The sequence below is a fragment of the Methylomusa anaerophila genome (genome assembly GCF_003966895.1).
Classification (GTDB): Bacteria; Bacillota; Negativicutes; order Sporomusales; family Sporomusaceae; genus Methylomusa; species Methylomusa anaerophila.
This window is the reverse complement of sequence record NZ_AP018449.1, coordinates 4,084,087-4,111,020: the sequence shown is the minus strand read 5'-3', so window position 1 is coordinate 4,111,020 and position 26,934 is coordinate 4,084,087. Positions and strand designations below refer to the sequence as shown.

31 protein-coding genes and 1 pseudogene are annotated in these 26,934 nt (G+C 42.1%); 12 read left to right on the top strand and 20 right to left on the bottom strand.

Features of this window, described 5'->3' with window-relative positions; all coding sequences use genetic code 11:
• The first annotated feature begins 105 nt into the window (after positions 1-105).
• The 9 genes from spoVK to MAMMFC1_RS18710 all read left to right on the top strand — a co-directional run bounded on the left by spoVK (position 106) and on the right by MAMMFC1_RS18710 (position 9,086).
• The gene (gene spoVK / locus MAMMFC1_RS18750) at positions 106-1,074 is read left to right on the top strand and encodes a stage V sporulation protein K (RefSeq protein WP_126309968.1); all 969 of its coding nucleotides are present in this window, start codon (positions 106-108) and stop codon (positions 1,072-1,074) included.
• On the top strand, positions 1,059-1,658 hold the full coding sequence (locus MAMMFC1_RS18745; RefSeq protein ID WP_126309967.1) for a GTPase domain-containing protein: 600 nt from the start codon (positions 1,059-1,061) through the stop codon (positions 1,656-1,658). Before spoVK ends, MAMMFC1_RS18745 begins: the two co-directional genes overlap by 16 nt.
• A complete protein-coding gene (locus MAMMFC1_RS18740; protein WP_126309966.1) occupies positions 1,639-2,226 on the top strand; it encodes a hypothetical protein in 588 nt (195 codons plus the stop codon). Before MAMMFC1_RS18745 ends, MAMMFC1_RS18740 begins: the two co-directional genes overlap by 20 nt.
• Positions 2,223-2,444 (top strand): hypothetical protein, encoded by a 222-nt coding sequence (locus tag MAMMFC1_RS18735; protein WP_126309965.1) that lies wholly within the window; start codon positions 2,223-2,225, stop codon positions 2,442-2,444. The genes MAMMFC1_RS18740 and MAMMFC1_RS18735 overlap by 4 nt, the downstream gene beginning before the upstream one ends.
• Positions 2,445-2,487: 43 nt before the next feature.
• A complete protein-coding gene (hflX, locus tag MAMMFC1_RS18730; protein WP_126309964.1) occupies positions 2,488-4,356 on the top strand; it encodes a GTPase HflX in 1,869 nt (622 codons plus the stop codon).
• Positions 4,319-5,602 carry a methionine gamma-lyase family protein gene (locus MAMMFC1_RS18725; RefSeq protein ID WP_232035540.1) on the top strand — a complete coding sequence of 428 codons (1,284 nt, stop codon included), beginning with the start codon at positions 4,319-4,321 and terminating at the stop codon, positions 5,600-5,602. Before hflX ends, MAMMFC1_RS18725 begins: the two co-directional genes overlap by 38 nt.
• Before the next feature lie 124 nt (positions 5,603-5,726).
• The gene (locus MAMMFC1_RS18720; protein ID WP_145987656.1) at positions 5,727-6,776 is read left to right on the top strand and encodes a tetratricopeptide repeat protein; all 1,050 of its coding nucleotides are present in this window, start codon (positions 5,727-5,729) and stop codon (positions 6,774-6,776) included.
• A 70-nt stretch (positions 6,777-6,846) separates the two neighbouring features.
• The gene (locus MAMMFC1_RS18715; protein ID WP_126309962.1) at positions 6,847-7,680 is read left to right on the top strand and encodes a PRC-barrel domain-containing protein; all 834 of its coding nucleotides are present in this window, start codon (positions 6,847-6,849) and stop codon (positions 7,678-7,680) included.
• Positions 7,681-7,766: 86 nt separating this feature from the next.
• Positions 7,767-9,086 carry a VanW family protein gene (locus tag MAMMFC1_RS18710; protein ID WP_232035539.1) on the top strand — a complete coding sequence of 440 codons (1,320 nt, stop codon included), beginning with the start codon at positions 7,767-7,769 and terminating at the stop codon, positions 9,084-9,086.
• 128 nt (positions 9,087-9,214) lie between these two features.
• Here MAMMFC1_RS18710 and lexA read toward each other — a convergent pair whose 3' ends face one another.
• On the bottom strand, positions 9,215-9,844 hold the full coding sequence (lexA, locus tag MAMMFC1_RS18705) for a transcriptional repressor LexA (protein ID WP_126309961.1): 630 nt from the start codon (positions 9,842-9,844) through the stop codon (positions 9,215-9,217).
• Positions 9,845-10,001: 157 nt separating this feature from the next.
• Between lexA and MAMMFC1_RS18700 the strand changes: the two genes are divergently transcribed.
• On the top strand, positions 10,002-10,391 hold the full coding sequence (locus MAMMFC1_RS18700) for a LysM peptidoglycan-binding domain-containing protein (protein ID WP_126309960.1): 390 nt from the start codon (positions 10,002-10,004) through the stop codon (positions 10,389-10,391).
• Positions 10,392-10,686: 295 nt separating this feature from the next.
• Here MAMMFC1_RS18700 and MAMMFC1_RS18695 read toward each other — a convergent pair whose 3' ends face one another.
• Positions 10,687-10,914, bottom strand: coding sequence for a hypothetical protein (locus MAMMFC1_RS18695; RefSeq protein ID WP_126309959.1), 228 nt, complete (start codon positions 10,912-10,914; stop codon positions 10,687-10,689).
• A 226-nt stretch (positions 10,915-11,140) separates the two neighbouring features.
• Between MAMMFC1_RS18695 and MAMMFC1_RS18690 the strand changes: the two genes are divergently transcribed.
• Together MAMMFC1_RS18690 and MAMMFC1_RS18685 are read left to right on the top strand one after the other, a co-directional pair.
• Positions 11,141-11,377 carry a ferritin-like domain-containing protein gene (locus tag MAMMFC1_RS18690; protein ID WP_126309958.1) on the top strand — a complete coding sequence of 79 codons (237 nt, stop codon included), beginning with the start codon at positions 11,141-11,143 and terminating at the stop codon, positions 11,375-11,377.
• Positions 11,378-11,382: 5 nt separating this feature from the next.
• Positions 11,383-11,757 carry a spore coat protein gene (locus MAMMFC1_RS18685; protein WP_126309957.1) on the top strand — a complete coding sequence of 125 codons (375 nt, stop codon included), beginning with the start codon at positions 11,383-11,385 and terminating at the stop codon, positions 11,755-11,757.
• 64 nt (positions 11,758-11,821) lie between these two features.
• On the opposite strand, the gene MAMMFC1_RS18680 is transcribed toward MAMMFC1_RS18685, so the two are convergent.
• From MAMMFC1_RS18680 to MAMMFC1_RS18595, 18 genes and pseudogenes are all read right to left on the bottom strand, one after another.
• The gene (locus tag MAMMFC1_RS18680) at positions 11,822-12,850 is read right to left on the bottom strand and encodes a chymotrypsin family serine protease (RefSeq protein ID WP_126309956.1); all 1,029 of its coding nucleotides are present in this window, start codon (positions 12,848-12,850) and stop codon (positions 11,822-11,824) included.
• A gap of 139 nt (positions 12,851-12,989) precedes the next feature.
• Positions 12,990-13,910, bottom strand: a complete 921-nt coding sequence (locus tag MAMMFC1_RS18675) for a patatin-like phospholipase family protein (protein WP_126309955.1) — start codon at positions 13,908-13,910, stop codon at positions 12,990-12,992.
• A 142-nt stretch (positions 13,911-14,052) separates the two neighbouring features.
• A complete protein-coding gene (locus tag MAMMFC1_RS18670) occupies positions 14,053-14,766 on the bottom strand; it encodes a class I SAM-dependent methyltransferase (protein ID WP_126309954.1) in 714 nt (237 codons plus the stop codon).
• Between the two features lie 204 nt (positions 14,767-14,970).
• Positions 14,971-15,507 (bottom strand): 2-oxoacid:acceptor oxidoreductase family protein, encoded by a 537-nt coding sequence (locus tag MAMMFC1_RS18665; RefSeq protein WP_126309953.1) that lies wholly within the window; start codon positions 15,505-15,507, stop codon positions 14,971-14,973.
• A complete protein-coding gene (locus MAMMFC1_RS18660; RefSeq protein ID WP_126309952.1) occupies positions 15,504-16,265 on the bottom strand; it encodes a thiamine pyrophosphate-dependent enzyme in 762 nt (253 codons plus the stop codon). The genes MAMMFC1_RS18665 and MAMMFC1_RS18660 overlap by 4 nt, the downstream gene beginning before the upstream one ends.
• Before the next feature lie 2 nt (positions 16,266-16,267).
• Positions 16,268-17,335: a 3-methyl-2-oxobutanoate dehydrogenase subunit VorB gene (locus MAMMFC1_RS18655; RefSeq protein ID WP_126309951.1), complete on the bottom strand. Its 1,068-nt coding sequence runs from the start codon at positions 17,333-17,335 to the stop codon at positions 16,268-16,270.
• Positions 17,336-17,515: 180 nt separating this feature from the next.
• A complete protein-coding gene (locus tag MAMMFC1_RS18650; protein ID WP_126309950.1) occupies positions 17,516-17,740 on the bottom strand; it encodes a 4Fe-4S binding protein in 225 nt (74 codons plus the stop codon).
• A 100-nt stretch (positions 17,741-17,840) separates the two neighbouring features.
• Positions 17,841-18,413: a phosphate propanoyltransferase gene (pduL, locus tag MAMMFC1_RS18645; protein WP_197723851.1), complete on the bottom strand. Its 573-nt coding sequence runs from the start codon at positions 18,411-18,413 to the stop codon at positions 17,841-17,843.
• 42 nt (positions 18,414-18,455) lie between these two features.
• Positions 18,456-18,803 carry an ASCH domain-containing protein gene (locus MAMMFC1_RS18640; protein ID WP_126309948.1) on the bottom strand — a complete coding sequence of 116 codons (348 nt, stop codon included), beginning with the start codon at positions 18,801-18,803 and terminating at the stop codon, positions 18,456-18,458.
• A 12-nt stretch (positions 18,804-18,815) separates the two neighbouring features.
• On the bottom strand, positions 18,816-19,988 hold the full coding sequence (locus MAMMFC1_RS18635) for an aminotransferase class I/II-fold pyridoxal phosphate-dependent enzyme (RefSeq protein ID WP_126309947.1): 1,173 nt from the start codon (positions 19,986-19,988) through the stop codon (positions 18,816-18,818).
• Positions 19,989-20,119: 131 nt separating this feature from the next.
• Entirely contained in the window at positions 20,120-21,409 is a 1,290-nt protein-coding gene (locus MAMMFC1_RS18630) for an amidohydrolase (RefSeq protein ID WP_126309946.1), read from the bottom strand.
• A 22-nt stretch (positions 21,410-21,431) separates the two neighbouring features.
• Positions 21,432-22,109 (bottom strand): class II aldolase/adducin family protein, encoded by a 678-nt coding sequence (locus MAMMFC1_RS18625; RefSeq protein WP_126310763.1) that lies wholly within the window; start codon positions 22,107-22,109, stop codon positions 21,432-21,434.
• A 4-nt stretch (positions 22,110-22,113) separates the two neighbouring features.
• Positions 22,114-23,355: an adenosylhomocysteinase gene (locus MAMMFC1_RS18620; RefSeq protein ID WP_126309945.1), complete on the bottom strand. Its 1,242-nt coding sequence runs from the start codon at positions 23,353-23,355 to the stop codon at positions 22,114-22,116.
• A 22-nt stretch (positions 23,356-23,377) separates the two neighbouring features.
• Entirely contained in the window at positions 23,378-24,424 is a 1,047-nt protein-coding gene (gene mtnA, locus MAMMFC1_RS18615; protein WP_126310761.1) for an S-methyl-5-thioribose-1-phosphate isomerase, read from the bottom strand.
• A gap of 23 nt (positions 24,425-24,447) precedes the next feature.
• A pseudogene (locus tag MAMMFC1_RS18610) lies at positions 24,448-24,600 on the bottom strand (phosphorylase family protein); the annotation flags it as partial.
• A 299-nt stretch (positions 24,601-24,899) separates the two neighbouring features.
• The gene (locus MAMMFC1_RS18605) at positions 24,900-25,316 is read right to left on the bottom strand and encodes a TIGR04086 family membrane protein (RefSeq protein ID WP_232035536.1); all 417 of its coding nucleotides are present in this window, start codon (positions 25,314-25,316) and stop codon (positions 24,900-24,902) included.
• A gap of 79 nt (positions 25,317-25,395) precedes the next feature.
• Positions 25,396-26,160 (bottom strand): 5'/3'-nucleotidase SurE, encoded by a 765-nt coding sequence (surE, locus tag MAMMFC1_RS18600; RefSeq protein ID WP_232035535.1) that lies wholly within the window; start codon positions 26,158-26,160, stop codon positions 25,396-25,398.
• A 16-nt stretch (positions 26,161-26,176) separates the two neighbouring features.
• Positions 26,177-26,932, bottom strand: a complete 756-nt coding sequence (locus MAMMFC1_RS18595; protein WP_232035534.1) for a 7-carboxy-7-deazaguanine synthase QueE — start codon at positions 26,930-26,932, stop codon at positions 26,177-26,179.
• Positions 26,933-26,934 lie beyond the last annotated feature (2 nt).

Below are 26,934 nucleotides of genomic sequence, written 5' to 3'. Positions count from 1 at the left end.
TGTTTCTTCTTGCTTAAAAACCTTTCGCTTTTTTTTTGGCACTTTTTCAGATGCTCTGCGTATAATGTATATCACGATACACCTTGCCACAGTGAGGTGAAAGTGATGACATATCCGTGGCCCCAGGATGTGCTGTCGGCTATAAAATCCGGAGAGATTTCTCCGTCAGAAGCCTTTCGCATATTGCAGGAGATGGATAATATCGTCCCGCGTGCCGATTCGGCTGGCGCTCAGTATTCGCAAGCCCAACGAATTGATAACATTTTGCATGAATTAGATAATTTGATAGGTCTTACGGAAGTAAAAAAATTGGTGCGGGAAATATATGCGTTCATTGAGATACAAAAGCGGCGGGAAAAAGAAAAACTCAATACCGAGCCTTTGGTCTTGCACATGATATTTAAAGGAAATCCGGGAACAGGAAAAACTACCGTTGCCCGTATTCTAGGCAAAATATTCAACGAAATGGGTGTATTATCCCGTGGGCATTTGATCGAAGTAGAGCGGGCCGATTTGGTAGGCGAGTATATAGGCCATACTGCTCAAAAAACCAGAGAACAGTTAAAAAAAGCTTACGGCGGTATTCTGTTTATTGATGAAGCCTACTCCTTAGCACGGGGGGGAGAAAAAGATTTTGGTAAAGAGGCTATAGATTGTATGGTGAAAGCAATGGAGGATCATAAGGATGAATTGATCCTCATTTTAGCTGGTTATCAAAAAGAAATGGAGAATTTTTTACAGACCAACCCAGGCCTCAAATCGAGATTTCCTATCCATATTAATTTTCCCGATTATCACGAACCCGAATTAATGCAGATAGCTGAACAAATGTGCCTAAAACGGCAATATCAACTGACCAGTCAAACAAAAGCAGCCCTAATAAAAGTTCTAAATTTGTCAGAGAAAGGTGCTGAAGAAAATTTCGGTAATGCTAGAACGGTACGAAATATAATTGAAAAAGCCATTAGACGGCAAGCAGTTCGTTTGATTTCGAAACAGCATATCAGTAGAGAAGAACTAATGCTAATTGAGCCGGGTGATCTTGCGGAGGTGGGACAATGCGAGAGTGTGTAATCGTTGGTAAACCTAACTCCGGCAAAACAATGTTTGCTTTAAATTTTGCAGGATATCTTGGCAGTAAAAATGTGGACGTTACTTTTCGAACCTATGACGGACTTACGACCTGCCGCCATTATTCCATTGACGAAGCGAAGCGTGAATTATGCTCATCAACCAAACACAAAACTCGTTGCCTCCAGTCGATGGTTTTAAAAATAGCTGTTGGTAAAACAGCCGTAAACTTTAAACTAACTGATACTTGCGGCATAGTTGAGCATATTCATCAGGATGAAGGCATTCGTAAGGGGATGGCTCAAACCATCGGCTTGCTCCGCTATGCCGATTTTATTATCCATATTGTGGATTTATCAATATTCCCAAAATACGCAGACCATACTAATGTGGACCAGGATTTTTACAATTATGGAATAAGTAAGAACGCGTATATCCTGCTGGCTAATAAAGTTGATTTGCCGGCAGCCAAAGAGAACCTCGGCAAGTTGTCAGCTGCTTTTCCTCATGCCAGTATTATTCCGGTTTCTTCTCTATACGGACAAGGTTTTAAAGAGGTGAAACTTTGTGTGGCAAGAAATATTTGATTTTGGTTCAATCTTTTTTGCAGTTGTATGTTGCTCAATTGCTGTGAAATTGGCGGATGATTATCTTGACAGGGTTTCTGATTTGACTGGCGGTCAAGTTAACTGGGCAGAGAGACTTGGTCCGGGAACGATGGTGTATGCGATGCTGTTCTTGGCAATAGCAGCAGGAATTAATGCTAAGTTGAGTCTGTCATTGTTTATTGGAAGTTATGTTGTCGGTATGTTCAACGATCTTAATACTTTGTATCCCAGCCGTCTTACCGGCTTCTACGAGTCGGTATTAGCAGTGGTACTTGGGATGATACTGCTTGGCTGGCGAATGATGTTTTTTTCCCTATGTTTCGTTTTTGCAGTTCAACTTATTGATGATTGTATAGATGCCTATACCGACCGCTTAACCGGACAAAGAAATATGGCCAATCATTTTGGGAAGACTGAATGTATGCTTACAGCCCTCCTCGGCTTTTTACTGGCATGGGTTGCCGCTGAAAGTTTAATCATTCCTACGTTTATTGGCACTGCCTCTGTTTACATGTGGTCAATGCGCCAGCAAGGAGGACGCTCATGAATTTGGAGCTGATTATCGCTGTTATTGCTGCTTTCCTTTTGGGATATATAGCCGGAAAGTATCAGGGCCGCGTAATTGGAAGAAAAGAAGCGGCAGCTGAATTACCGCTGTTAATGCGGCAAAAATCATTAGAATCCGGACGCTGCCTAATTTGCCAAGAACTTTTTGCTGATTATTCAAATAGCTTGCATTGCAGGGAAAGCTCAACCCGCGACTAATAGTAATAAAAGATGAACTATAGGGAGATAAGGAGTGTTGCCAGTGACGGAAATTTACGGCGAAACGCACGGCATAAAACAAAGTATTATTAGTACTTTGGAAAGGATATATGATATGTCGGTACCACACGGACAAACGATAAGTCTCGAACTAGCCGGCGCTCTTGCCGAATTCACTACTTTATTGAAGCGTGAAATCGCCGTTTACATTAACAGACGTGGCTTAATTATACGGATAACGGTGGGAGACGCCCGTACGGTATCACTGGCTGACCCGGAAGGGCGAAGGGCTCTAAACCGCTTGAGCGGCATTCGTTGCATTCATACCCATCCGGGAGGAGACAGCCGTCTCAGTTCAGTGGATGCGGCTTCCCTCAAGGAAATGCGGTTTGATTTGATGGTTGCCTTAGGAGTGGGGAAAAACGAAATACGTGAGGTAAGCTTCGGCTACATTAGCGGTTACAAACAAGACAGTTATGAAATTCAGACGGTTGGCCCGTTAGACATTAATGACTTCATTCAGGCAGATTTTAATTACTTGGTTAGCCAGATTGAACGTCAATTGGAAAACAGGGAAAAAGCTTCGGAACTATTGGAGACTGAACGAGCTCTTACTGTCGGAATTGAGAGACAAGGAGATTGGGATATTCATGATTCTTTAACAGAATTAGGCCAACTCGCTGAGACGGCCGGTGCCGAAGTTGCAGGCTCTGTTTGGCAGAAACGTAGTCAGCCTGACCCGGCCTTTTATATTGGAAAGGGCAAGGTGCAGGAGATTAACCTGCTAAGGCAGGCGAAAGGCGCGGATATCATTGTTTTTGATGATGAACTTTCCCCGGCCCAGCAGAGAAATTTGGAACAAGCGCTTGGTTCAAAAGTTATCGATCGTACCGCACTAATTTTGGACATTTTTGCTCAGCGCGCACGGTCACATGAAGGAAAGCTGCAGGTTGAACTGGCGCAATTGAAGTATAATTTGCCTCGTTTAGGTGGACAAGGACTTGTGTTATCTCGTTTAGGAGGTGGCATTGGAACCAGGGGACCGGGGGAAACAAAGCTTGAAGTTGATCGCAGGCGTATACGGACCCGAATTACTGAAATTCAAAGAGAAATCGAAACCCATAAGAAGCACCGCAAATTGCATAGGGAACGACGACAGGAATCACGTATTCCTACAATAGCGCTAGTGGGTTATACGAATGCCGGTAAGTCTACTTTATTAAATAAACTGACCGACGCGAGCGTTTTGGCTGAGGACAAGCTATTTGCGACTTTGGACCCAACTACCCGGAAAATTAGGCTGCCTAATGGAAAAGAGGCGTTACTTAGTGATACTGTGGGGTTTATCCAAAAACTGCCTCATCAGTTGATTGCCGCTTTTCGCGGAACCTTAGAAGAAGTAGTTCAGGCTGATTTATTGTTGCATGTAATTGATGCAAGTCATCCTCAATATCAGCAGCAAAGCGATGCAGTTTATGAAGTCTTGAAAGAACTTAATGCTGTTAATGCTGTTAATGCTGTTAATGCTGTTAATGCTGTTAATGCTGTTAATGCTGTTAATGTTGGTAAGAAACCTATTTTTACTGTGTTCAATAAAATAGATAAGCAAGACAACCCCGCCGTGATTGAACGGATGCTTCGTGAACCAAGTAGTGTTGCTGTTTCGGCCCTGACCGGTGAAAATCTGGATAAATTACTGGATATGCTTGAAATTGGTACAAAGAGGTATAGCAGGGACGCAGTGCTGCTAATTCCTTATGCTGAAAGTGGTCTTGTGGCGGAGCTTTATGAGACGGCAATTGTTAATCGCACGGAATACAGACCGGAAGGTATTCTTGTTTTTGCCTCCTTACCTATTGAGACAAGGGGGCGTTATGAAACATATGTGGCAGGAGATGAGTACAATGTATGAATTTTCGTATGAATTTTCGCGAGAGTTAATGAAGATGCGGCACGAAGCATTAGAACAGGTTAAGGCAACATTTACCTCTGTTGAAGAAATTGCTGAACAAAATACTGCCAAGGTATTACAAGCGTTTCGCAAACATCAGATTTCTGATTATCATTTTCGTACTACCACCGGTTATGGATATGGCGATGCCGGCCGCAGTAAATTAGATGAAGTATGGGCGGATTTATGCGGAACCGAAAAAGCATTGGTAAGAACTCAATTTGCCTCTGGAACACATGCTTTGACATGTGTCCTATTTGGGATATTACGCCCAGGAGATGAATTGTTAGCTGTTACAGGCGCTCCCTATGACACCATGCAAACTGTTATCGGCAACAAAAAACATGTCCCCGGGTCATTGAAAGAGCAAGGTGTAAGTTACGCCGAACTTCCAATGGTAGAAAATGGCGTGGATATTGCAAGCTTAGCGAAATATATCAATAAAAAGACCAAAATGGTCCTAATTCAACGTTCCCGTGGTTACAGTATGCGTAAGCCATTAAGTATTGAAGAAATTGGCGAGATTTGTAACGCTGTTAAAAGCATAAAGGCTGACTGTATTTGCTTTGTTGACAATTGCTATGGTGAATTTGTGGAAACGATAGAACCCACCGCAGGCGGCGCTGATATCCTGGCAGGTTCTTTAATCAAAAATCCAGGTGGCGGTATAGCTCCCGCGGGTGGATATATAGCGGGACGTACAGAACTGGTTGAATTGGCAGGTTATCGTTTAACAGCTCCTGGCCTTGGCGGTGAGATTGGAGCTTCGCTGATTGAACCCCGCTTATTGTTTCAAGGTTTATTCTTAGCTCCCCATATTGTGGCCCAAGCTCTGAAGGGAGCTATATTTGCAGCGTCCTTATTCACCCAGATAGGCTATCGTACACTTCCCCGGCCGAATGACCGACGAAGTGATATTATTCAGGCTATTGAGTTAGGTTCACCTCAAAAAATGATTGCTTTTTGCCAAGGGTTACAACGTTACTCACCGGTGGATGCTCATGTTTGCCCTGTGCCTAGTCCAATGCCGGGTTATAGCGATCAAGTGATTATGGCAGGGGGGACGTTTGTGCAAGGTTCATCAATAGAATTAAGTGCCGATGGACCTCTACGCAGTCCATACACCGTTTATATTCAGGGGGGCCTTACTTTTGAACATACAGTAATAGGAGTGCTAGGAGCGGCAAGCGCCGTTCTTAAACTGTAAACGATTTATTTTACAACATATTTCTCGTTAGATGTAAATATTTAGACAGGAAAATAATCGCTAATGTCGAATGTAAAAATAATATGACGATATAAGGCATATATCGACAAAAAGGCTATCAGATTTGTTTGTTGGTGGTATTGGCGTGGAATATGTAATAATCGGTTTAGTGGCAATTTTGGCTACAACGCTTATTGTTTACAAATTAGCTAATTGCATATTAGGTATTAACCTGCGGCTGCGCCCGTTGATTTTGTGCGCTGGTTTTTCTATGATATTAAGCCTTATTCTGCCGCACATGGTTGTAGGTTTTGCCGGCCTCACAGGTACCTTGGCCTTGTTAGCTGTGTTTGCCTTATTTTTTGCCTATTTTGTTGCCTATTATGATGGGAATTTAGTTGAGCAACATGAGAAAACTAATCTGCAAAATCATTCAGATGATTTACGAATACACATCCCGTTGTCTGATTTAGGTGAGCTTTCCGCTGCAGTTACAGATAGAGATTTTGAAATTAAAGATGAAAAACATATTTCGGCGCAAGTTAAGATTCGTACCATTACTGACGGTTCAATTTATGCTGTTGCAGTCAATGAAATCACAAGTGATCAAAGTAATAAAGCTAAAGAAGTTGCTGTCACTTGTGGCGAAAACAAAAATAATACCAGCGGCGTATCCCGTGAAGGTAATTTTAGCCAAGCAGAGGGAGAGGATAATCCCAATATAGTGGAAAATGAACAGCCGGCAACAATAGCGGATGGACCATTAAACGATACTAAGCCTGCTTCTGATTCTTTGGATGATTTACTTGACTATGCTTTTTGGCACAAAGAAAGGCGATATTTTGATTCGGCACTAAGCGCTTTTCAGAAAGCTTTGAAGCTTTATCCAGGGAGTGAAGCGGCTCCGTTTTTAGTGGTGGAAGTTGGGGACTTGTTTAAACATAGAGGAGCATACGACGAAGCAATCAGTATTTTTATAGAAGGACGAAATTTACCCCAATTAAAAAACGACGTATTACTTGAACAAGAGTTTATCAGCACCATTGCTTATCTGAGAATAATAAAAAATGTATTAGTTCAACATTGCTTAGGTTCAATCCCCTATAGTTTGATTCCCGAATCAATTCGATATGAAATTGACGAAGAGTTTCGCGAATGGAGAAAATTAACTTAGGAATTTTCCGTTTTCCATTGTCAATTGCCATATGGTCATACGTTATATAGTAACGGGAGGGAATATAAAGATGAAAAAAAGTGCTGAAATTGTTGGTTTGTCAGTCGTAAGCATTACTGAAGGCAAGGAATGCGGTAGGGTAAAAGATATTCTGATTGACCACACTCACGGTACGGTTGCTGCTTTGGTAATTGACGATGGAAAATGGTATTTTGGTGCGAAGCTGTTGCCATTTGAAGTGATTAATGGGATCGGGGAATATGCCGTAACCATTGATAATAGCAGTGATTTGTTACCCGTAACAGAACAGGAAGAGCTAGAAAAGCTTCTTTTAGCTGATATTAAGGTAATAGATACTAAAGTTCTTACTAAGGGTGGCCAAATTTTAGGAAAAATAACGGAAGTTTTTGTTGATCCTACCGGGAAAATCAGCATATGCGAGATGGTGAAAGACGACGGAGAAATAGTCCATATACCTGCTGAACGAGTTTTGACATTTGGTAAGGACGTATTGATTATCGTGGAGGAAAACGACATTGCTGGTGTCACAGATCAATCTATAATTGAGAGTAAGCCTACTCATATATCCGAGCCAATTACAGAGATTAGAGTGCAACAGTCTGTAATGGAAACAACAGCAGCTGTTCCAACTGTGACTCCTTCTGCTGGCGAAGAGCAATCTGAAGAGCATTCTGCTGATGATTCTGCAAAACGTTTTGATGACAAACACCGCAAGTTCTTGCTGGGTAAAAAAGCAAGTCGGCCGGTTGAAGCTGACAACGGAACATTAATTATCGACCGGGGAGAAGACGTTACGGAAGAAGTACTCCAAAAGGCAAAAGTAGCAGGTAAGCTTGTTGAACTTTCAATGAGCATACAATACGAGCATGACTTTCTATACTAAAGATTAGCTGAATTAATCTGCTGAAAGGAATATTAATTGTGTCTGCGCAGGCGATAACATCGAAAAGAGTAAATATAATAATCTTTTTGAATATTATTCTGCTTTTTAGTTCAGTCAGTGTGTTGGCAGCTAGTACTGCTTTTTTAGTCACCGACGAGATATACCAGGGTGTTACCGTTGGCGATATTAATGTTGGCGGCTTGTCGGTACAACAAGCTGAACAAAAGATATTAGCATTTTTTAAGGTCAAATTTGAGAGACCGTATATTCAGGTGATCTTTCAAGATAATGTCCGATCTATATCGGCTCAGGACATTGATCTTAACATTGATGCAGCCAAACTGGCAAAAGAAGCTTATCTAGTTGGTAGAACAGGGAGCACCTTTACGAGATTCAAAGAAAGGTATTTGAGTATTAACCAGGGCCACCAATTGCAGCTGGCTTTAACTTATAACCAAGACAAACTATATAGTATATTTCGAACGATTGCGCGGACCGTTGACCGCGAAGCAAAAGATGCGAAACTAAAAGTTACAGGAGTCGGAAAAACAATTGAGGTTGTTCCGGAAGTTGTCGGTTATAAAGTTGATTTAGCAAAAAGCATGGCAGAGGCAGCTGCCAATTTAAATACTCGCCCTTTTTTAAATCTTAACTTAACTGTAGAGGAAATTGTTCCGGCGGTTTGTGCAAAGGATTTAACTGAAATTGACGGCTTGGTCTCATCTTACACGACATATTTTAACCCGGCAGATCAAAACCGGACTCAAAATATACTATTGGCGGCTAAAAGTGTTAGTGATATTCTGGTTAGAGCTGGAGAAATATTTTCTTTCAATAATACGGTAGGACTTCGTTTAGCCCGGCATGGATATAAAGAAGCTCCTGTTTATATTGACGGTAAACTAGTTCCCGACTGGGGCGGCGGGGTGTGTCAGGTGAGCAGTACCCTGTATAATGCAATACTACTGGCAGATTATGACATTGAAGAACGTACGGCCCACTTTCGTCCACCTGCGTACGTACCCATTGGACAAGATGCTACAGTTGCTGATAATCTGCTGGATTTTAAATTTAAAAATAACTCACCGCACAATATATATATTACAAGTGAAGTTATGGGTAATCATTTGACTATAAATATATACGGAAAACGAATCACTGATCCTCCGCAAATACAAATAATTGCTGCCGACCAAAAAGTGGTCGAACCCAATACGGTTATTAGACAGGATTCTAATTTGGAATACGGAAAAGAAATTGTTGAAGATGAAGGAGAAAAGGGCCTTTGCGTTACCACATATCGGATCAAGAAAATTGACGGTAAAGTTGTTAAGCAAGAACTACTGGCTATAGATGAATTTCCACCAGTAGACAGAGTAGTACGTATGGGCACTAAAATTAAATAATAATTATTAATTGTTCTTTTAATTGATAATAAAAAGCGCGTCTGGATAAGACCCGCTTTTTATTATCCTAATTATATATTTATATATTTATATTTATAAATATATAATTTAACATATTTATAAATTTTTTATAATTTGCGAAATATCCCAACAACTTTACCCAAAATAGTGACATCACGGGAGAAAATAGGCTGAAAAGCAGCATTTTCAGGTTGTAGCCGAACATAGTCCTTTTCTTTATAAAAACGCTTGACAGTAGCTTCTTCTCTGTCTACAAGCGCAACGACTATCTCACCGTTTCTAGCTACGTTTTGTTCCCTTACCAGAACATAGTCGCCATCTAAAATGCCCGCATCAACCATGCTGTTTCCTTGAACAGTCAGCATAAAAATATTCTCATCATTCCCAATTAATTCTGTAGGTAACGGATATGTTTCTTCAATATTCTCAACCGCTAATATTGGTTCGCCGGCAGTAATACGCCCGACAAGCGGTACCGGTACCATTCGCTTATAGCGCCATGGGGCTTCATCCAAGACATCAATAGCACGGGGCTTGGTAGGGTCGCGACGAATAAAGCCCATTTCCTCTAATTTTGATAAATAGCTATGTACTGTTGAACTGGAACTTAATCCGACAGCTTCACCAATCTCCCGTACCGAGGGGGGGTACCCTTTAGCGCGTAGTGTATCTTTAATATATGTTAATATTTGTTTCTGGCGAGTATTTAGTAGAAATTCTTTATTATTAACACTCACTCTTTTTGCACCGCCTATTCTTATCTATTACTATTATTTATATTATATATTATAGCATCATAATCTCATATTGCAAACATTCGTTCGTATTTTGTTGACCAGAACATATGTGCGTGTTATAATAGTTACAAACATATGTTCTGGAGGCGGTATTTCTATGAAATATGGGCGAAGAAACCAAAGAATCCAATCAGTCTTTAAATTTGTGATCGGTATATTAGCCTTATTATTTTTTGGCAGCGGTTACTCTGATGCTTTAGCCGTACATAATTATGGTTTCGGTTTTAATTCAGGATCAGCGGAATATCAGTATCGGACCGTTCAGGTTAAATTTGGTGACTCTGTGTGGACTATTGCCGGAAACTATATATCGAAACAGGATGATATTCGTCAGGTAGTTAATACAATTATTAAGATTAATCAATTGAATCATACTGCTCAGGTTTTTCCTGGGCAGGTTCTAAAAATACCAGTTAAGCCATCGGATGGTTTTAAAACCGTAAAACAAAATGTGTATAATAACGATTCAAGTAACGATCCAATATGAAATTAAATACAGGTAGCTCAATAATGCCCTTGAGGTATTCTTGAAAATACGTCCGATAATATCTATTATGTAAAATAGAGCAAGAGAGGGGACTCGCTATATATGAAGTTCCAAAACCGCCATAAAATTGCACCACATTAAACGAAATATTTTCATTCAGTCAAAGCCCGGTTTGGCAATTTTCACGTATGTTGAATTGCTGAAGTTCCATAAGTCCAGACATCATAAGCCATGCTCATTAGCATATCTAACTCGCAATTAATCTCTTTTACTTATTCTTGTCTTCAATCTTCGCTTAATACGTTTGGTTTTTATCTTGATTCAATATTTCTTTTAGCATTTCTCCAACATCGATTATTTGACTGCATCTTGTACATTGTAAGACAAATCTTCTGGTTTTGAGATTAAGGAGTGAAAATGTAAATGTATTGTTACGACATGGGCATGTTAATTGAAGAGTTTGCGCGGCTTTAGCTTCATTTTGAATTTTCTTTCTGCTGTCAAAATCGATTATATTGCTCATTATAAATCCCCCAATTAGGCTGTATGCAATAATTATATCATACTTTTTGTTGAATTTTACAATATTATGAAGGGGATTCCTAAGCTATACTTGTGGACTAATAAAATAAAACTTGGCTATAATTACCGATATCACCGAAATTTACCTGTATATCTTTTGGAAGTTAGCCAGATACTAAAATGGGTTCAGGAAAGTACATATCTAGAATATAAATGAGGTGATTAGAATGTCTCAGGGAATTGCATTTCAACAGCTTTCACAAAAAGAAAAAACCTACCTTGAAGATGCGCTTCAGATGGAAAATCTAATATTAACGAAATATAGTGTTTATGCCGATCAATGCGAAGATCGGGAATTAAAGAATATGCTTTTCAGCATAGCTAAAAATAAACGCCAGCATGCGGATAAAATAAAACAAATGTTAGGATTACCAAGCCTAAATCAAAAGATTATAAAGAGGTGATATAAATGTCTTATATGAGACGATATTATAGCAGTGAGAGTCGTCAAAACCGCTTATCCGATCGGGACATGTTAGCCGATCTGATAAATACTGAAAAACATATTTCGCATCTATATGAACATGCGATTATGGAATCAACACACTCTCATGTTTACAATTTTATGGAAGATATGCAGCGTGATGAGCATGATAACGCCTTTACCTTATTTCAGGCTATGCAGCAACGTGACTGGTATAATCCATCAAGCAAGCAAACAGATCAATATAATACAGATCAATATAATAATGAAAATAATAATGAAACCAGAAAACAAAAGTTCCTACAAAATCGTAAAAAATCTATCATGAATAAAGCAAAAACAAAATCAATTCAATTCTAATAAAAAACCAGGATTAGTTTCCTGGTTTTTTAGTTCATAATCAGTAATTTTAATTGATTATCAACTAAAATATAATATTTAGACTATCCAATACGTTGGCAATTTTATTAAGCATCGTAGCTTGTTCGGAACCGGCGAATAAAAGTCCCACAGCGTAGTTGTCGTCAGTTAGTATGATTGACCCGCTATCGCCAGGCATACTCATTGGACCTGCCAGCACTTGGTCGGTAAATATCCCATATTCATGTTGGCTTATTCCAACCTTGAAAGTTACATCGGTGGCAATTACATGACTTGAGGTAATTCCCGTACTGCGGCCACTTTTTTTTATTTTCATTCCGATTTGCGGTTCTTTTACTCCTTTGATTAATCCCAGTTCTAGAATTTCTGGATTTATTGCATCCGGATGTACCGGAACTGCAACCGCGCAGTCAACTCGATTTAGTTTTTCGCTTTCTCTCAATATTTGCACTCGATAATGAGGTTGAAAATATCGGATACCGGCATTTAAAAATGATTCAAACATGTGAGCAATTTTACAGTTTGGACGGTTTATATCACGATATAACGGAATAAAACGATGCAAGTAGGCTATCGTAGATGATTCCTTTTCTCCTCCATCATATAAACCAGGCTGCAAAACCGGATCCCCTTTTATGGCGCGCCCATCTGTGCCGTTAGTCAAGTTAGCAAGTACATGGTTATTTGATAAGATGAGTATTTCACCTGTACTTCTATCTCGTACAACTGCGCCAAAAGTTCCTGCCGATACCTTATAATGTCCGATACTCACCCCGGGTTGGGCCGGACGTAATGCTTTTGTACGATCATTGTGGTCGTCACGGTCGTTTTGCAGTTGGATGTCACCCACTTCAATAACATCTGTCGGAAGATTCCCGATTTTTCTTGAAATGATTGAACCTCGTTTTAATTCGTTTCTTGGTACTTTTTTTCTAACAAGAACAGTTACGGCATTTTCTCCTGTATCTTTTCCCCGCATATATTTATGCCCTAATCCGGCACCTACAATATTCTCATCTTGATCCTGCTTTACTAATTCGCGAAATAACAGTGGAATGTCCAGCTTTTTCATTCTTCCACCCCTCGTTTTAATACCATTAGAAAATTTACTTTATGATATGCATTAGAACAAAGGGAAGTAACGTCGACAATAAAAGCTTAAACTTTTCTGAACCAAAGTATATCAAAGGGTGTATGTTCGGAAACCCCGCTTATAATAATTTTTTTATTTCCGGAATTTTTTCTAAAGTTGCTAATTCGCCATGATATATACAATTTAACGCTTGTTTCATGTCTTTAAAACTGACTTCAATCGTCTGCGGGCGAATCATTATGTCTGCATATTGCTGGCCTTTTAATAATGTAACTTCTCTTCCCATGATCTCTATACAACGGAGCAATACTTCGCCCATTTTTTCTATTTCATAGTTCTGTTGACCGTTGTAGCCAAGATCAACGCCGATAATTACGTCCGCCCCCATATATTTTAAAATATCAGTTGGCAGATTATTTTTGACGCCTCCATCTACCAATGCCATATTACGGTATTTTTTGGGAAAAAAAATACCGGGAATGGAAATACTTGCCCTAATCGCCTCATAAAGAAGCGCATTATGGTAGTATCTGGCGTTTAGTATTGTTCTGTTATTTGGGAGTGGTGAGGTAAAAAATACGGTATCTCCAGAAATAATATCCACAGCTGTAATGGCAAGCGGGATCTTTGTATCTCTTATGGTACGTTGCTGGAGCAAGTCCGCTAAATAACGTTCAATTTTTTCCCCTTTGATAAGACCGGTAGGAAATACAGACCAAAAATGGACTTTGCCGCTAAGCATCCATTTAAGTCCGTGTTTGAAGAGATCTGCTGTTGTTACTTTTAAGTCGATTAATTCCTGTACCTGAAGCGATTGAAGAAGTTTTTTCATTTGTATGGGACTATAGCCGCAGGCGTATAGACTGGCCACTATCGCTCCCGCACTGGAACCAGCAATAAAGTCTACAGGAATGTTATGATCATTGAGTGCCTGTAATACTCCAATATGAGCTGAACCGCGGATGCTGCCGCCACTTAGAGCTACCCCTATTTTTTTCCTATGTGCTTGTCGTTTATGGTTATTTATAGTGATTATCATTTATCCCACCTCGTTTCCCTCCTTTCTTATGTTATGAATAAACAACCCGGGAGGGTGACTCAATCTCATAAGCAAGGATACAAAAAAATAGAGACCCAATAGTCTCTATCTGATCTTCAGGACTTTAACTTTATTTTGCAGGTTATTCCTTCTCTGCCAATATAATCATACGCGGGGTTTCGGCACTATAGGTCCGGCCGTCAAAACCGCCATATGCCGCAAGGATCTTGAAACCACTGTTGGCTAAAATATTGGTCATTTCCGGTAGAGAGTAGGCCCGTAAAACAAATTCATACTGAATTTTATTACCGGTGACCTGATTGATTAATTGACGTTTCATTGTAGCAATACCATTTTGCAGTTCAACCTTATACGAAAGTACATATTCACCATTTGGGTGACGCCAATAACGGTTAAGATTATTACGAACCATCCAGTCTCGGTTTAGCAAGTCGATCAAAAATAATCCGCTAGGTCGTAAAGATTGGGCAACGAGTTTAATAACATCAGCATTTTCCTGATCACTAAAGTATCCAAAGGCAGCAAACATATTGATTACAGCATCGAACTGCTGGTAAAAACTTAGTAAGCGCATATCGCATTGTAAAAAATCAATGTCGACGTGAGCTTCTTTTGCTTTTTGTAAGGCAATATCCAAAAAATCTTGAGTGCCATCTACTCCTTTAATTTGATATCCTAATTTGGCCAGTTCGATAGCGTGTCGTCCGTAACCGCAATATAGGTCTAAGATTGCTGCTCCTGTTGGCAAATTCAATACACTGGTAATAAAGCGCACTTCTCGTTCTGTTCCGGCTAAAGAATACGCTTTGAAATCACCTAGTAAATCATGAGCCACTATTGACACCACCAATATTAAACTTTAACTAAGAAGCTTAAACTATCAAATACCAAAAGCTTACTGTATAAGTATAAGGATTTCGTTATTTGGGCTAAAAATCCTCCTTTATTTCTTTATTTGTTAATATTTGTTAAGTTAACTGAGCAAGCAATAAGTAACTGCCCCCATCAGCTAAGCTGCAAGGTAGTTACTTATTGCTTGCTATTTTTGTATAAACTGCATACCTCGCTTTATTGCCTGTTCATTAATAGCAAGCAATTCAGGTTTTTTTGCAAACATTTTTGCAAAAGCCTTAAGTACGGCTTCTGCCGCCACTATGCCGGTTGCGCCGATAAGAGCGCCAACGATTACCATATTAGCAGTTTTTATATTACCTAACTCAGCTGCTATATCATTAGCCGGAACTTTAAAAACTTTTATGTCATCTCGCCTAACTTCCCTCTCAATCAATGAACTGTTTATGATGAGTACGCCCCCTGACTGCAAAGCAGATTCAAATTTATCCATTGAGGGCAGATTCATTGCTACAACCAAAGTAGGCTCGGTCACGATCGGAGATCCAATAGGTTCATCGGAAATGATTACCGAACAGTTTGCTGTTCCACCGCGCATCTCCGGTCCGTAGGACGGAATCCAAGAAACTTTTTTATCCTCAAGCATCCCGGCATAGGTTAATAGTTGTCCCATTAACATAACACCCTGGCCGCCGAACCCAGCCATAATTATTTCATAGATCATTTTCCCACCCCGTTGACAGTTTTGTATATTCCGAGAGGGTAGTAGGGTATCATTTTATCCTGGAGCCATTTTGACGCTTCAATGGGCGACATCCCCCAATTTGTCGGACAAGTTGATAATAATTCTACTAGAGAGAACCCTTCACCGTTCAATTGAACTTCAAAAGCCTTTTTAATTGCCAGCTTGGCTTTAGTCATATTTGCAGGGGTGTTGACGGCTGCCCGGGCGATAAATTTAGCTCCATCCAGAGTAGCAAGCATTTCCGCGACTTTAACAGGGTGACCGGCAGTTTCGGCGTTTCTGCCATAGGGTGATGTAGTGGTTACTTGCCCGACTAAGGTTGTAGGTGCCATTTGACCGCCGGTCATACCGTAAATGGCATTATTTACATATATCGTTGTAATCTTTTCGCCGCGGGCGGCCGCATGTATGATTTCAGCGCAGCCAATGGCGGCAAGGTCGCCGTCCCCTTGATAGGTAAAAACGACGGCATCAGGATGTACCCGCTTTACGCCGGTTGCTACGGCCGGAGCTCGGCCGTGAGCAGCTCCACAGGCGTCAAAGCTGAAATATTCATATAAAAGAACCGAGCATCCGACCGGAGCTACAGCAATGGCTTTAGCATGAACTCCTAATTCATCAATTACTTCAGCCACCAGGCGTTGTATGATACCATGGTGACAACCAGGGCAATAATGAAAAGGCAGGTCTTTTAAACCGTGAGGTCTGGCAAATATTTTTTCTATTTTTTCCTCCATTCTTACTTTCCCTCCTTACCGGCAAGAATATTTGCAGCTTGGTTGTATATGGCTTTGGGACTTGGCATCATTCCGCCCATGCGCCCGTAAAAGTAGACCGGTTTAAGGCCATTGACCGCAAGACGTACATCTTCGATCATTTGACCGGCGCACAATTCAAGTACCAGAAAAGCGTTGGTGGTTTTGGCCAACCGGGCCAACGGTAAATCAGGAAAAGGCCACAAAGTGATAGGACGCAGCATACCGACTTTCAATCCTTCTGATCTTGCCTTTTCCATTGCCGAACAGGCAATCCTGGAAGTAATGCCATAAGCAACCAATATTAGCTCCGCATCTTCGGTATATAACTCTTCATAACGGATTTCGTTCTCTCTAATTTTCGCATATTTTTCTTGCAGGTGAATATTATGCTGTTCCAATTTCTCCGGCTGTAAATGCAGGGAGGTAATGATATTGGGCTCGGTCCGTCCTCTCAGTCCTGTTGCCGCCCACGGTTTTTCCATAGGCTTGCTGTCAATGCCGGTAAACTCCACCGGCTCCATCATTTGCCCCAATGCTCCGTCGCCTAAAATCAATACCGGGTTGCGGTATTTGTCGGCCAGGTCAAAGGAAAGAATTGTAATGTCGACAAGTTCTTGTACAGAATTAGGTGCCAATACGATGGTCCGATAATCCCCATGGCCTCCTCCTTTAGTAGCTTGAAAATAGTCGGATTGCGCCGGTTGTATACCGCCAAGACCAGGGCCGCCTCGCACCATATTAACAATAACACAAGGCAGTTCCGCACCGGCGATGTACGAGATACCCTCTTGTTTTAAACTAATGCCCGGGCTTGATGAAGAGGTCATGGCCCGGGCCCCGGCGCCGGCAGCGCCAAAGACCATATTAATAGCTGCTATTTCACTTTCGGCCTGAACAAATACACCATTAATTTGGGGCATTCTTTTCGACAGGTATTCAGTAAGCTCGGTTTGCGGGGTAATGGGGTAACCAAAGTAGTGGCGGCACCCCGCAACGATAGCTGCTTCACCGATTGCTTCATTGCCCTTCATTAAAATTTTTTCTGCCACAAAATCACACCTTTATTCTAATATGCTTAAGTTGTAACCAGTGATCAAGTGCCACGAACTGCTTAGAAGTCGTTAGATGCTAGGCGTGACGAGGACCGGAACGGAAGCGTACTGGTTGTACGCTGTAGTGAGAACCGCAGGAGCAACGACGCAGATGACGGCTTCTAAGCAGTTCCCTGCTTAAAGCGAATCTTTACTTTCGGTTTTATGGATTTCAATAGCTACATCCGGACAAGTTTTCGCACATAAAGCACAGCCTACACACTTCGATTCGTCTTCACAGGTGGCGGGACGATAGCCTTTGCTGTTAAAATGGTTGGCGATCACTACAATTTTATGGGGGCATACTACCGTGCATAGTTCGCAGCCTTTACATCTTTCTTCGTTGAAGACGGGTCTCGGCATGACATTACCTCCTAAATGTCCTAAATGTCATAAATGTTAAGGATGGGGATAAAATGGAAACCCCATGTTTGTTCAACACGGGGTTTTGGATAGACAACAATTATTTAACAATAGCGACCGTGCTGCCGGTAGAAACTTTGGCTGCATTTCCTTCATCTGTGTCAAGGTGCAGTTCAAGCTTGAAATTATCGTTCACTCTGACCAGAACATTGTCAAAAATTAAACCGCGATCACCGCCGACACAAACTTTGACAATTTCCTTGTCTTTAACTCCGAATTCTGCGGCATCGGCAGGCGTCATGTGAATATGCCGACAGGCTACAATAACGCCCTCTTCAATTTTGACTTGACCTTTAGGTCCGATAACAGTGACTCCGACGGATCCTTTTAGATCACCTGAGTCGCGTACCGGGGGATTAACTCCCAGTTTCAGGGCGTCAGTTAAAGCGATTTCTACCTGAGTTTGTTTGCGTTCGGGTCCAAGAATGCGAACATTCTTGAAAGTGCCTTTTTCAGTTACGATATCCACTTGTTCATTGGCAGCATATTGGCCAGGCTGGGAGAGATCTTTTTTCACTGTAAGTTGATATCCTTCGCCAAACAGAATATCAAGATGCTCACGGGTTACATGTACGTGGCGGGCTGAAATACCAACTGGAATTTGTTTCGACAACGAAATACACCCCTTTATTATTATGATTTTATATTACACTCGCTATTCGATGATTTCTGAAAAATACACGACAGTAACAATGTCACCACATGTAAGTGTCTTATCATAAATTGATTGGAGAAAGACCATTAAATCATCGATGCTGGCAATATCCGGGTTCTCTCCGTGCAAGTCATCCATGGTTAATTGCGAGATAGGCTTGACGAGTATACGGTCTATAACTGCGGTATATATTCTTTTCTTTTGTGAAAACCGCTTACCAACGGTTATCCAGACTATATCCCCTTCCGAATATTTATTGGTTTTATCACCCAACCGGATGGTACAGGCTTTACGTCGGCAAACTAGCTGACTATGATAGTTTGATGAATAGAAATTCAATGCCCGCATTACCAAATCCTCCTATTTGAGAGTGTTGAACCATTTTTTTATCCGGAGAACTGCTTCTTCCAGACGATGTTCCGGCTGGACCAGTGCAATTCGGACGTATCCCTCGCCGCAGTTGCCAAAGGCGCTGCCTGGGATGACAGCAACTCCTGTGTTTTTTAGTAAAGATACGGTAAAATTAAATGAAGATTCCTTTGTAGGAACAGGCGCCCAAACATACATAGAGGCTTTCGGGCGGGAAACTTTCCAACCCATAGAGTTGAGACCGTCCACAATGATATCTCTTCTTCGCTGATAGCAGGCGGCCGTTGCAATAATACAATCCTGAGGACCGGTTAATGCTGCAACGGCTGCTTGCTGCAGGGGATAAAAGATGCCATAATCAAAGTTCGATTTTAGCCGTCCCAGTAAGGATAATACCTTGCTATTTCCTACTGCATACCCAACCCGGCAACCTGCCATACTATAGGTTTTGGAAAGTGAATTAAACTCAATGGCGATATCTTTTGCTCCCGGGAGGGATAAAAAACTGTCGGGACGGTAATTGTCAAAAACCAGATCACTGTAGGCAAAATCATAACAGACCAATATTTCGTAGCGCCTGGCAAAGTGAACGACTTCCTGCAAGAATTCACGCGGCGCTGTCGCGGCTAATGGGTTATTGGGATAGTTTAAGATCATCATTTTCGCTCTGCGGAGTACTGAAGGATCAATGGCAGACAAATCAGGCAAGTAGTTGTTAGCTGCCGTGAGCGGCAGGCGATATAATTCTGCCCCCGCAATCAGAGGTCCGGCACTGTAAATGGGATAGCCAGGGTCAGGTATCAAGACCACATCACCGGGATTTATGAGGCATAAGGAAATATGAGCCAATCCTTCTTGTGATCCGATCAGTGAGTGAACTTCAGTTTGCGGGTCTAATATTACGCCAAATTTATTTTCATACCAAGCCGTTATTGCCTGCAGCAAGTCGGTAGAACCTTTAGTCAGTGTGTACCCGTAATTGAAGCAACAATCAGCGGATTGCTTTAAGGCTGCAATTATATGAGGCGCTGGCGACATGTCGGGGCTGCCTATACTGAGCGTAATTACATCTTTGCCGGCGGCAGTTTCGGATTTTCGTAAGTCATCTACTTGCGAAAAAATTGCTGAAGACAAACCCTGCATTCGGTCAGCCTGTTCAAACATTCCATTTCCTCCGGTCATTTGGTTTGAGCCTATCTGGACAAACGAATAGTAGGTATATTCCATGCCTAAGCTTAAATTCCTGTTAACAAATGAATAGTCAAGCAATTTTTCTTAATTGCATTTTACTTATTTTACTTATTGATATTGCTTACCAGTTTCATTCCTCTGATTTGTAACTCCCGGAACAAGCGTTCTTCATCAATCATTGTGAGTTGGCGATTATTAAGTAGTATTTTACCGTTAACTATGACAGTGTGTACATCATTTCCTTGCGCCGCGTACACCAGAAGTGAAAGACGATCGTGTCTGGGGTACCAGTGTGGATTTTGCATATCAAAAACGGTGATATCGGCTTTATAGCCAACCTCAATTTTACCTAGTTTGTCGAGATTTAATGCTTGTATACCTTGTACTGTGGCCATATCAATGGCTGTTGCCGCCGGAACAGCTAAAGGATCAAGTCGATGAACTTTGTGAAGCATAGCTGCCAGACGAATTTCTTCCAACATGTCGAGATTATTATTGCTTGCGGCGCCATCTGTTCCCAGACCGACACAAATCTTTGCTTCCAGCATGTCCGGTACAGGAGCTACTCCGCTGGCTAGCTTCATATTGCTTCCCGGGTTATGAGCAACCCGCACTCCTTTTTCCCGCAGAATAGAAATATCTTCGGGTGAGATATGTACACAGTGAGCAGCGAGTGTACCAAAATCAAACAATCCAACTTTTTTCATCAGCGCAATGGGAGACATACCGTATTGTTTAATACACTCAGCCACTTCGCCTGCTGTTTCAGCCAGATGAATATGAATTTCCGCGCCTAAGCGTTCCGCCAATGAAATTACTTTTTTAAGATACTCCGGCGGACAGGTATAAGGAGCATGCGGGCCGAGCATAACGGTTATTCTACCGTCACAGGCGTTATTCCATTCGTTATAGAACTCTTCGCTTTCGGTCAATGACTTGTCGGCAGTAGGAGCTACTCCCACCATTCCTCTTGCCAGAACGGCTCGGATACCGCTTTCAGAGACGGCTTTTGCTACTTCCGGCATAAAGAAATACATATCCGCAAAAGTGGTAGTGCCTGTTTTAATCATTTCCGCTATTGCCAGCATTGTGCCCCAATAGACATCTTCACCAGTGAGGTTATCTTCAGCCGGCCAAATTCTGTTTTCAAGCCAGTCCATTAGCTTCATATCATCTGCGTAGCTACGCAAAAGAGTCATGGCGGCGTGAGTATGGGTATTAACAAAACCCGGAAGTATCAGCTTGTCCTTACAGTCAATTATTTGTTCCGCCATCCATGTACTGTCTACGTTGCCCACCTGGGCAACGACAGAGTCTGCAATTGCAACGTCGACGGTTCGAATTTGACCGTCGGCGCATAATACTTCTCCACCTTTAAGCAGTAGCTTTGTCATTTAAGACCCTCCAAGATTCAGTCTACGGGTGCTTTTGATAACTGTTGAGGTATAGGTCATGCATTACTTTTACGTCCGCGGGGCTTAATGTTTTTGCCCCGCCCAAAATGTTTGCATGGATATATATTTGCGCGGCTTTCTCGACTAGTTCGCAGGCTATGAATGCTTCCGGCAGCGATCGGCCGCAGCCAACCACACCATGATTTGCTAATAGCACAGCTTGCTTATTTCCCAAGGTATTTACCGCATTAAGCGCAAGTTCGGCGGTCCCCGGCAGCGCATAAGGGGCTACATCAATACTTCCGCCTGCAAGTTGTACCAAATCTTCAATAATCGGCGGAATAGATCGATGTGCCACAGCACAAGCACTGGCAAATACGCTATGAGTGTGGACGATGGCTTTTATATCTGGTCTGGCTTTATAAATGGTGAGATGTAAAGATAATTCGGATGTTGGTTTGAAGTCACCGCGAATAACATTACCTGTTTTATCGACAATAACAATATTTTCAAACTTAAGTTCGTGATAGGGCTTTCCTGACGGAGTGACAGCGATACAGTCCGCATCAGGAATGCGAGTACTGACATTTCCCCACGTTCCTGATACAAGACCTTTATCCAGCAGCATACAGCCTATGGCCAATACTTCTTTTTGTGCATATTCCACACTATCCAGACTATCCTGAATGACCTGTTTCATCATGTTAGGCTTGACTTAGGTATGCGGCCTGTTCTTCCGTCAAATTGTCAATTGAAACCCCCATTGCTTTTAGTTTTAGCGCCGCAACGCGATTATCCATTTCCGGAGTCACAGTATAGAGGGATTTGTCCATCTGTTTATGGTTCTCAACTATATGAAGCGCAGCCAAGGCTTGCATGGCAAAGGAGAGATCCATAATTTCAGTAGGATGACCATCGCCGGCAGCTAAATTGACCAAGCGTCCCTCGGCTAACAGATATAGCTTACGACCGTCGGTCATGGCAAACTCTTCTATGTTTTTACGCACAACTCGGCGGGACTTTGACAGAGCGGCAAGGTCGTGTTTATTAATTTCCACATCAAAGTGGCCGGCATTGGCCATAACGGCGCCGGATTTCATCACTTCCATGTGCTCGCGGCGAATTACGTCTTTACAGCCGGTCAAAGTTACAAAAATATCGCCGCGGGAAGCTGCTTCCTGCATCGGCAGAACGATAAAACCGTCAAATACCGCCTCAATGGCTTTGATGGGATCGATTTCAGTAACGATCACATTGGCTCCCAATCCCTTGGCGCGCATCGATACCCCTTTGCCGCACCACCCGTAGCCGGCGATAACGACTGTCTTGCCGGTAACGGTAAGATTGGTAGTTCTCATAATGCCATCCCAGGTTGATTGACCGGTACCGTAACGATTATCGAAAAGGTATTTGCAATAGGCGTCATTCACCGCAATCATGGGAAACTTGAGGCGACCGGCTGCCGCAAGGGCTCTGAGACGCAGGACGCCGGTAGTAGTTTCTTCCGAGCCACCTAAAATATTTGCCGCCAAATCGCTGCGTTCCCCGTGAAGCAGAGAAACCAAGTCACCGCCGTCGTCAATGATAATCTCCGGTTTAGTGTCAAGGGCCTTGTGCAGGAAGTTTTCATATTCTTCCGCGGTACAGTTATACCAGGCAAATACTTTAACACCTTGGGAGGCAAGCGCTGCGGCAACATCGTCTTGCGTAGAAAGCGGATTACTGCCGGTTACCGTGACATTGGCCCCGGCATTCTTCATAACGAGTGCCAAATAAGCTGTTTTAGCCTCCAAATGCATGGTAATAACCATATTTTTCCCTGCTAAAGGCTTGGTTTGAGATAGTTCATCATTTAATACATTCAACACAGGCATAAATTCTTTTACCCAGTTAATTTTGTCCTGACCTTGAGGAGCTAGAGAAAGATCGCGGATAAGGGATTCCATAATATTACCACCTTTCTTTTACTTATTTAGATTTCTTGCTTATTTGATACAATTTTTCAATGGCTTGTTCATACGGCGCACGTAATACACCGTGTTCGGTAATAATAGCCGTGACGAGAGAATTCAGAGTGACATCAAATGCTGGATTAAAAACGGAAATGCCTTCCGGAGCAATGCAGCATCCCCCAAAAGATTTAACTTCATTGGCACAGCGTTCTTCAATGGGAATATCGTTGCCGGTTTTGATGGAAAAATCAAAAGTTGAGACAGGCGCGGCTACGTAAAACGGAATTCCGTGTTCTCTAGCCAGAACGGCCACACTGTAAGTGCCAATTTTGTTGGCAACATCTCCGTTACGGGCAATTCGGTCCGCTCCAACGATTACCGACTGTACCATTTTATTCTTCATAACCCAGCCTGCCGTATTGTCCGTTATTAATGTCACCGGGATTCCATCCTGGTGAAGTTCCCAGGCTGTCAGCCTGGCTCCCTGAAGTAAAGGTCTTGTTTCGTCAACAAATACTTTGGTAATATTCCCTTGTGCTTTCGCCTCACGGATGACTCCCAGGGCCGTCCCCAGAGCAACAGTTGCCAGGGCGCCGGCGTTACAATGGGTTAAGACGGCTTGGGGTGCGGTGAATAGTGATGCGCCGTATTTAGATATCTTTTGGTTAACTGCTTTATCTTCTTCCGCTATGGCAATAGCTTCTTGTTCCAAAGCAGTCAATACTTCGCCAGGACTACTGTTCTCATCGAAGCGCTCGACTACTTCTTCCATGCGTTTTAATGCCCAGAAAAGATTTACTGCGGTAGGGCGAGTTTGCGCAAGTTGCTTTGAAACAGACAACAAAGCAGTTTTGAAAGCGTTCCAGGAATTTGCCGCCGCCGCCTCGCGGGCGCCAAAGACCATAGCAAAGGCGGCTGCCGCTCCGATTGCCGGCGCTCCTCTTACTTCCAATTTCTTTATCGCTTCTGCTATCCTTTCCCAACTGTGACAATAAATATATTCAACCTGCCCGGGCAAAAGTGTTTGATCCAATAATTTCAGACAATTGTTTGACCATACCATAGTGTTCAAGCTAATATCACCACTTATTTTTTAAGGTATTCAGAATCAGAAACGGTAGCGTAACACATTTCGGCTTCATGGGCAATGATCACCTCCGGAACATTTGTCATACCAACCAGGTCTCCACCAATTTTGGAAAACATGGAGATTTCAGCCGGGGTTCCCAAACGGGGACTTTCAGTGCATAGATGACAATACCCAAGTTTTGGGCGACGTTACCCGAAAAAATAATATTCGTCATGAGGTTCTTCATTCCCTGCAGAATTTATTTTATTTGTTGAATGTTAACATCTGTATAACAGATGTTAACAGATGTTTCAAACTATCGCCATTAGAGTATAATGTGTGTAACTGAACAAACAGGAGCCGTTCAGCTCCTGTTTGTTCAGTTACACATTTAGATTGTACTTATGCGTCTCTCCCGGGACGCAATAAACTGTTTGGATACCTTGAGAATATAAAAATAAAGCAAAATTTATAAATTTACTCCGATAAATCCCCCGAGTGCCCCAGCGAGGATTCCGGCAGCAAGCTTATTTCCAAGAACCAGAAGCGAAACCGGCTCCTGCCCTAATTCCATCCCAATTCCTACAGAAAAAAGCACATAAATCAGACCAACAGTAATTCCAATAATGAGACCCTTAGATTCTATTTGCTGAGTGGCGTAGACGCTGCCAATAAAAATACTGGTCAAAGTAATTGCAACCACGATATACTCCAAATATTTATCTATATAGTTAGAATCCGATACCATGCTGATTAAAGCAAAAAAAAGGGCAAAAACTAGAGATGAGGTAATACTGACGATGACTCCTTTGAATATAGCCAGGGGAATGCTTACTGATCTTGGGGTATCAGAGTAGTTGTGCATACGCCGGGAGATTTTAGCCACGCTACTCCCTCCTAATAGCATTCTACTGTAAATATTATGCAGAATTTTTAATAATATGCCAGACAGATCGATTTACGATTTACATTTCCCAGGTCGCTAATAAATTCATAATCCTGTAATTTGTCAAGTCAAAATGGATCGGCGTCACAGAAATTTTACCTTGCTTGATTGCTATAATATCGGTATCAGGATCGTTATCACTGTCAACTATTCTGCCACCCATCCAATAATATATTCTTCCCCGTGGATCTTCACGGCGTTCAAAGGTGTTTTCGTAGTTTCGCGACCCGAGTTTTGTAATCGAGATTTGGCCCAGTTGGCTTTCTGGCAGTGCTGGAATGTTAACATTTAATAATGTATTCGGCGGCAGCTTTTTTTCGATTAAAGACAAAACAATTTTTGATGTAATTTTGGCCGCGGGGCCAAAATCAAAAGGATGCCAACTGTCTAAAGATACAGCTACGGCAGGAATCCCGTGCAATGCTCCTTCGATTGCTGCACTCACGGTTCCAGAGTATAGTACGTCAGTTCCCAAGTTGGAACCTTGATTGATACCCGAAACGACAACATCCGGTGGTTCAGTCAGCAACGCATCTAAAGCTATTTTAACACAATCAGTGGGCGTTCCGCCCACTTGCCAAGCGCAAATTGGCGGTTCTTCAACACAGTGACGGTCAACGCGAATTGGGTGGTGGACAGTGATTGCCTGACTGGAGGCACTACGCTCACTGTCAGGAGCGACGACGGTGATATTCGCTATTTTGGATAATTCCTGCCATAAAGTTTGGATACCCGGGGCGTTGATACCATCATCATTCGTTAGCAAAATATGCAAAAGAATCATCACTCCTAAAGAGGAATTACATTTGTCCTATAAATTTATGAGTTTGCGGAATTACACGTACATCGGCAAGTTTTGATAATGCTTTTTCTTGAAAAAAAAGCATATCGTCAGGTGATATAGCTTCATAGCCGTTATATGGAGTTACCGGCTGTAAAACTAGAGGTATACTGTAGTCAATAGATGCAATTAAATCTACTGCCTGTTCCATTTCAGACTGCATGGTTGCAGATGTAATCACAATTTTGACGAAGACTTCACGCTGTTTTGCTATTTCAAGAAAAGAAGAATGTTCTTGCCAATAGGATTTGCCGGTTGAACTTGGCAGTTTTATATCCATGCTGATTATTCTAATATAGGGCAAGATCAAGGCCAAATTGTCGGTCAGAGTCCCATTCGTCTCCAAATATATAGGCGCCTTTAGTAAAGGTAACAATTGCGAAATGGCAACCGGCTGGCATAGCGGTTCTCCTCCGGTTATACTAACGGAGTGATGCGGCAGACGAAGCAAGCAATTGAGATGCTCCGCCAGTTTTTCAATGTTCAGCGGATTATTAACAGCCCGGAAATTGCGTTTCCCCGGGAATTGTTCAAATTTTGCCTGTTGCGGCATAATTTTGGAGTCCTGGGTATCGCAATAGGAACATGCCAAATTGCATCCCGCCAAGCGGACAAAAAGCTGTCTACAGCCAACATACAGACCTTCTCCTTGAATGGAAGAGAAAACTTCGACTAGATTAATTGTATTATTACCAGTCATATGTTTTTCCGTCATTA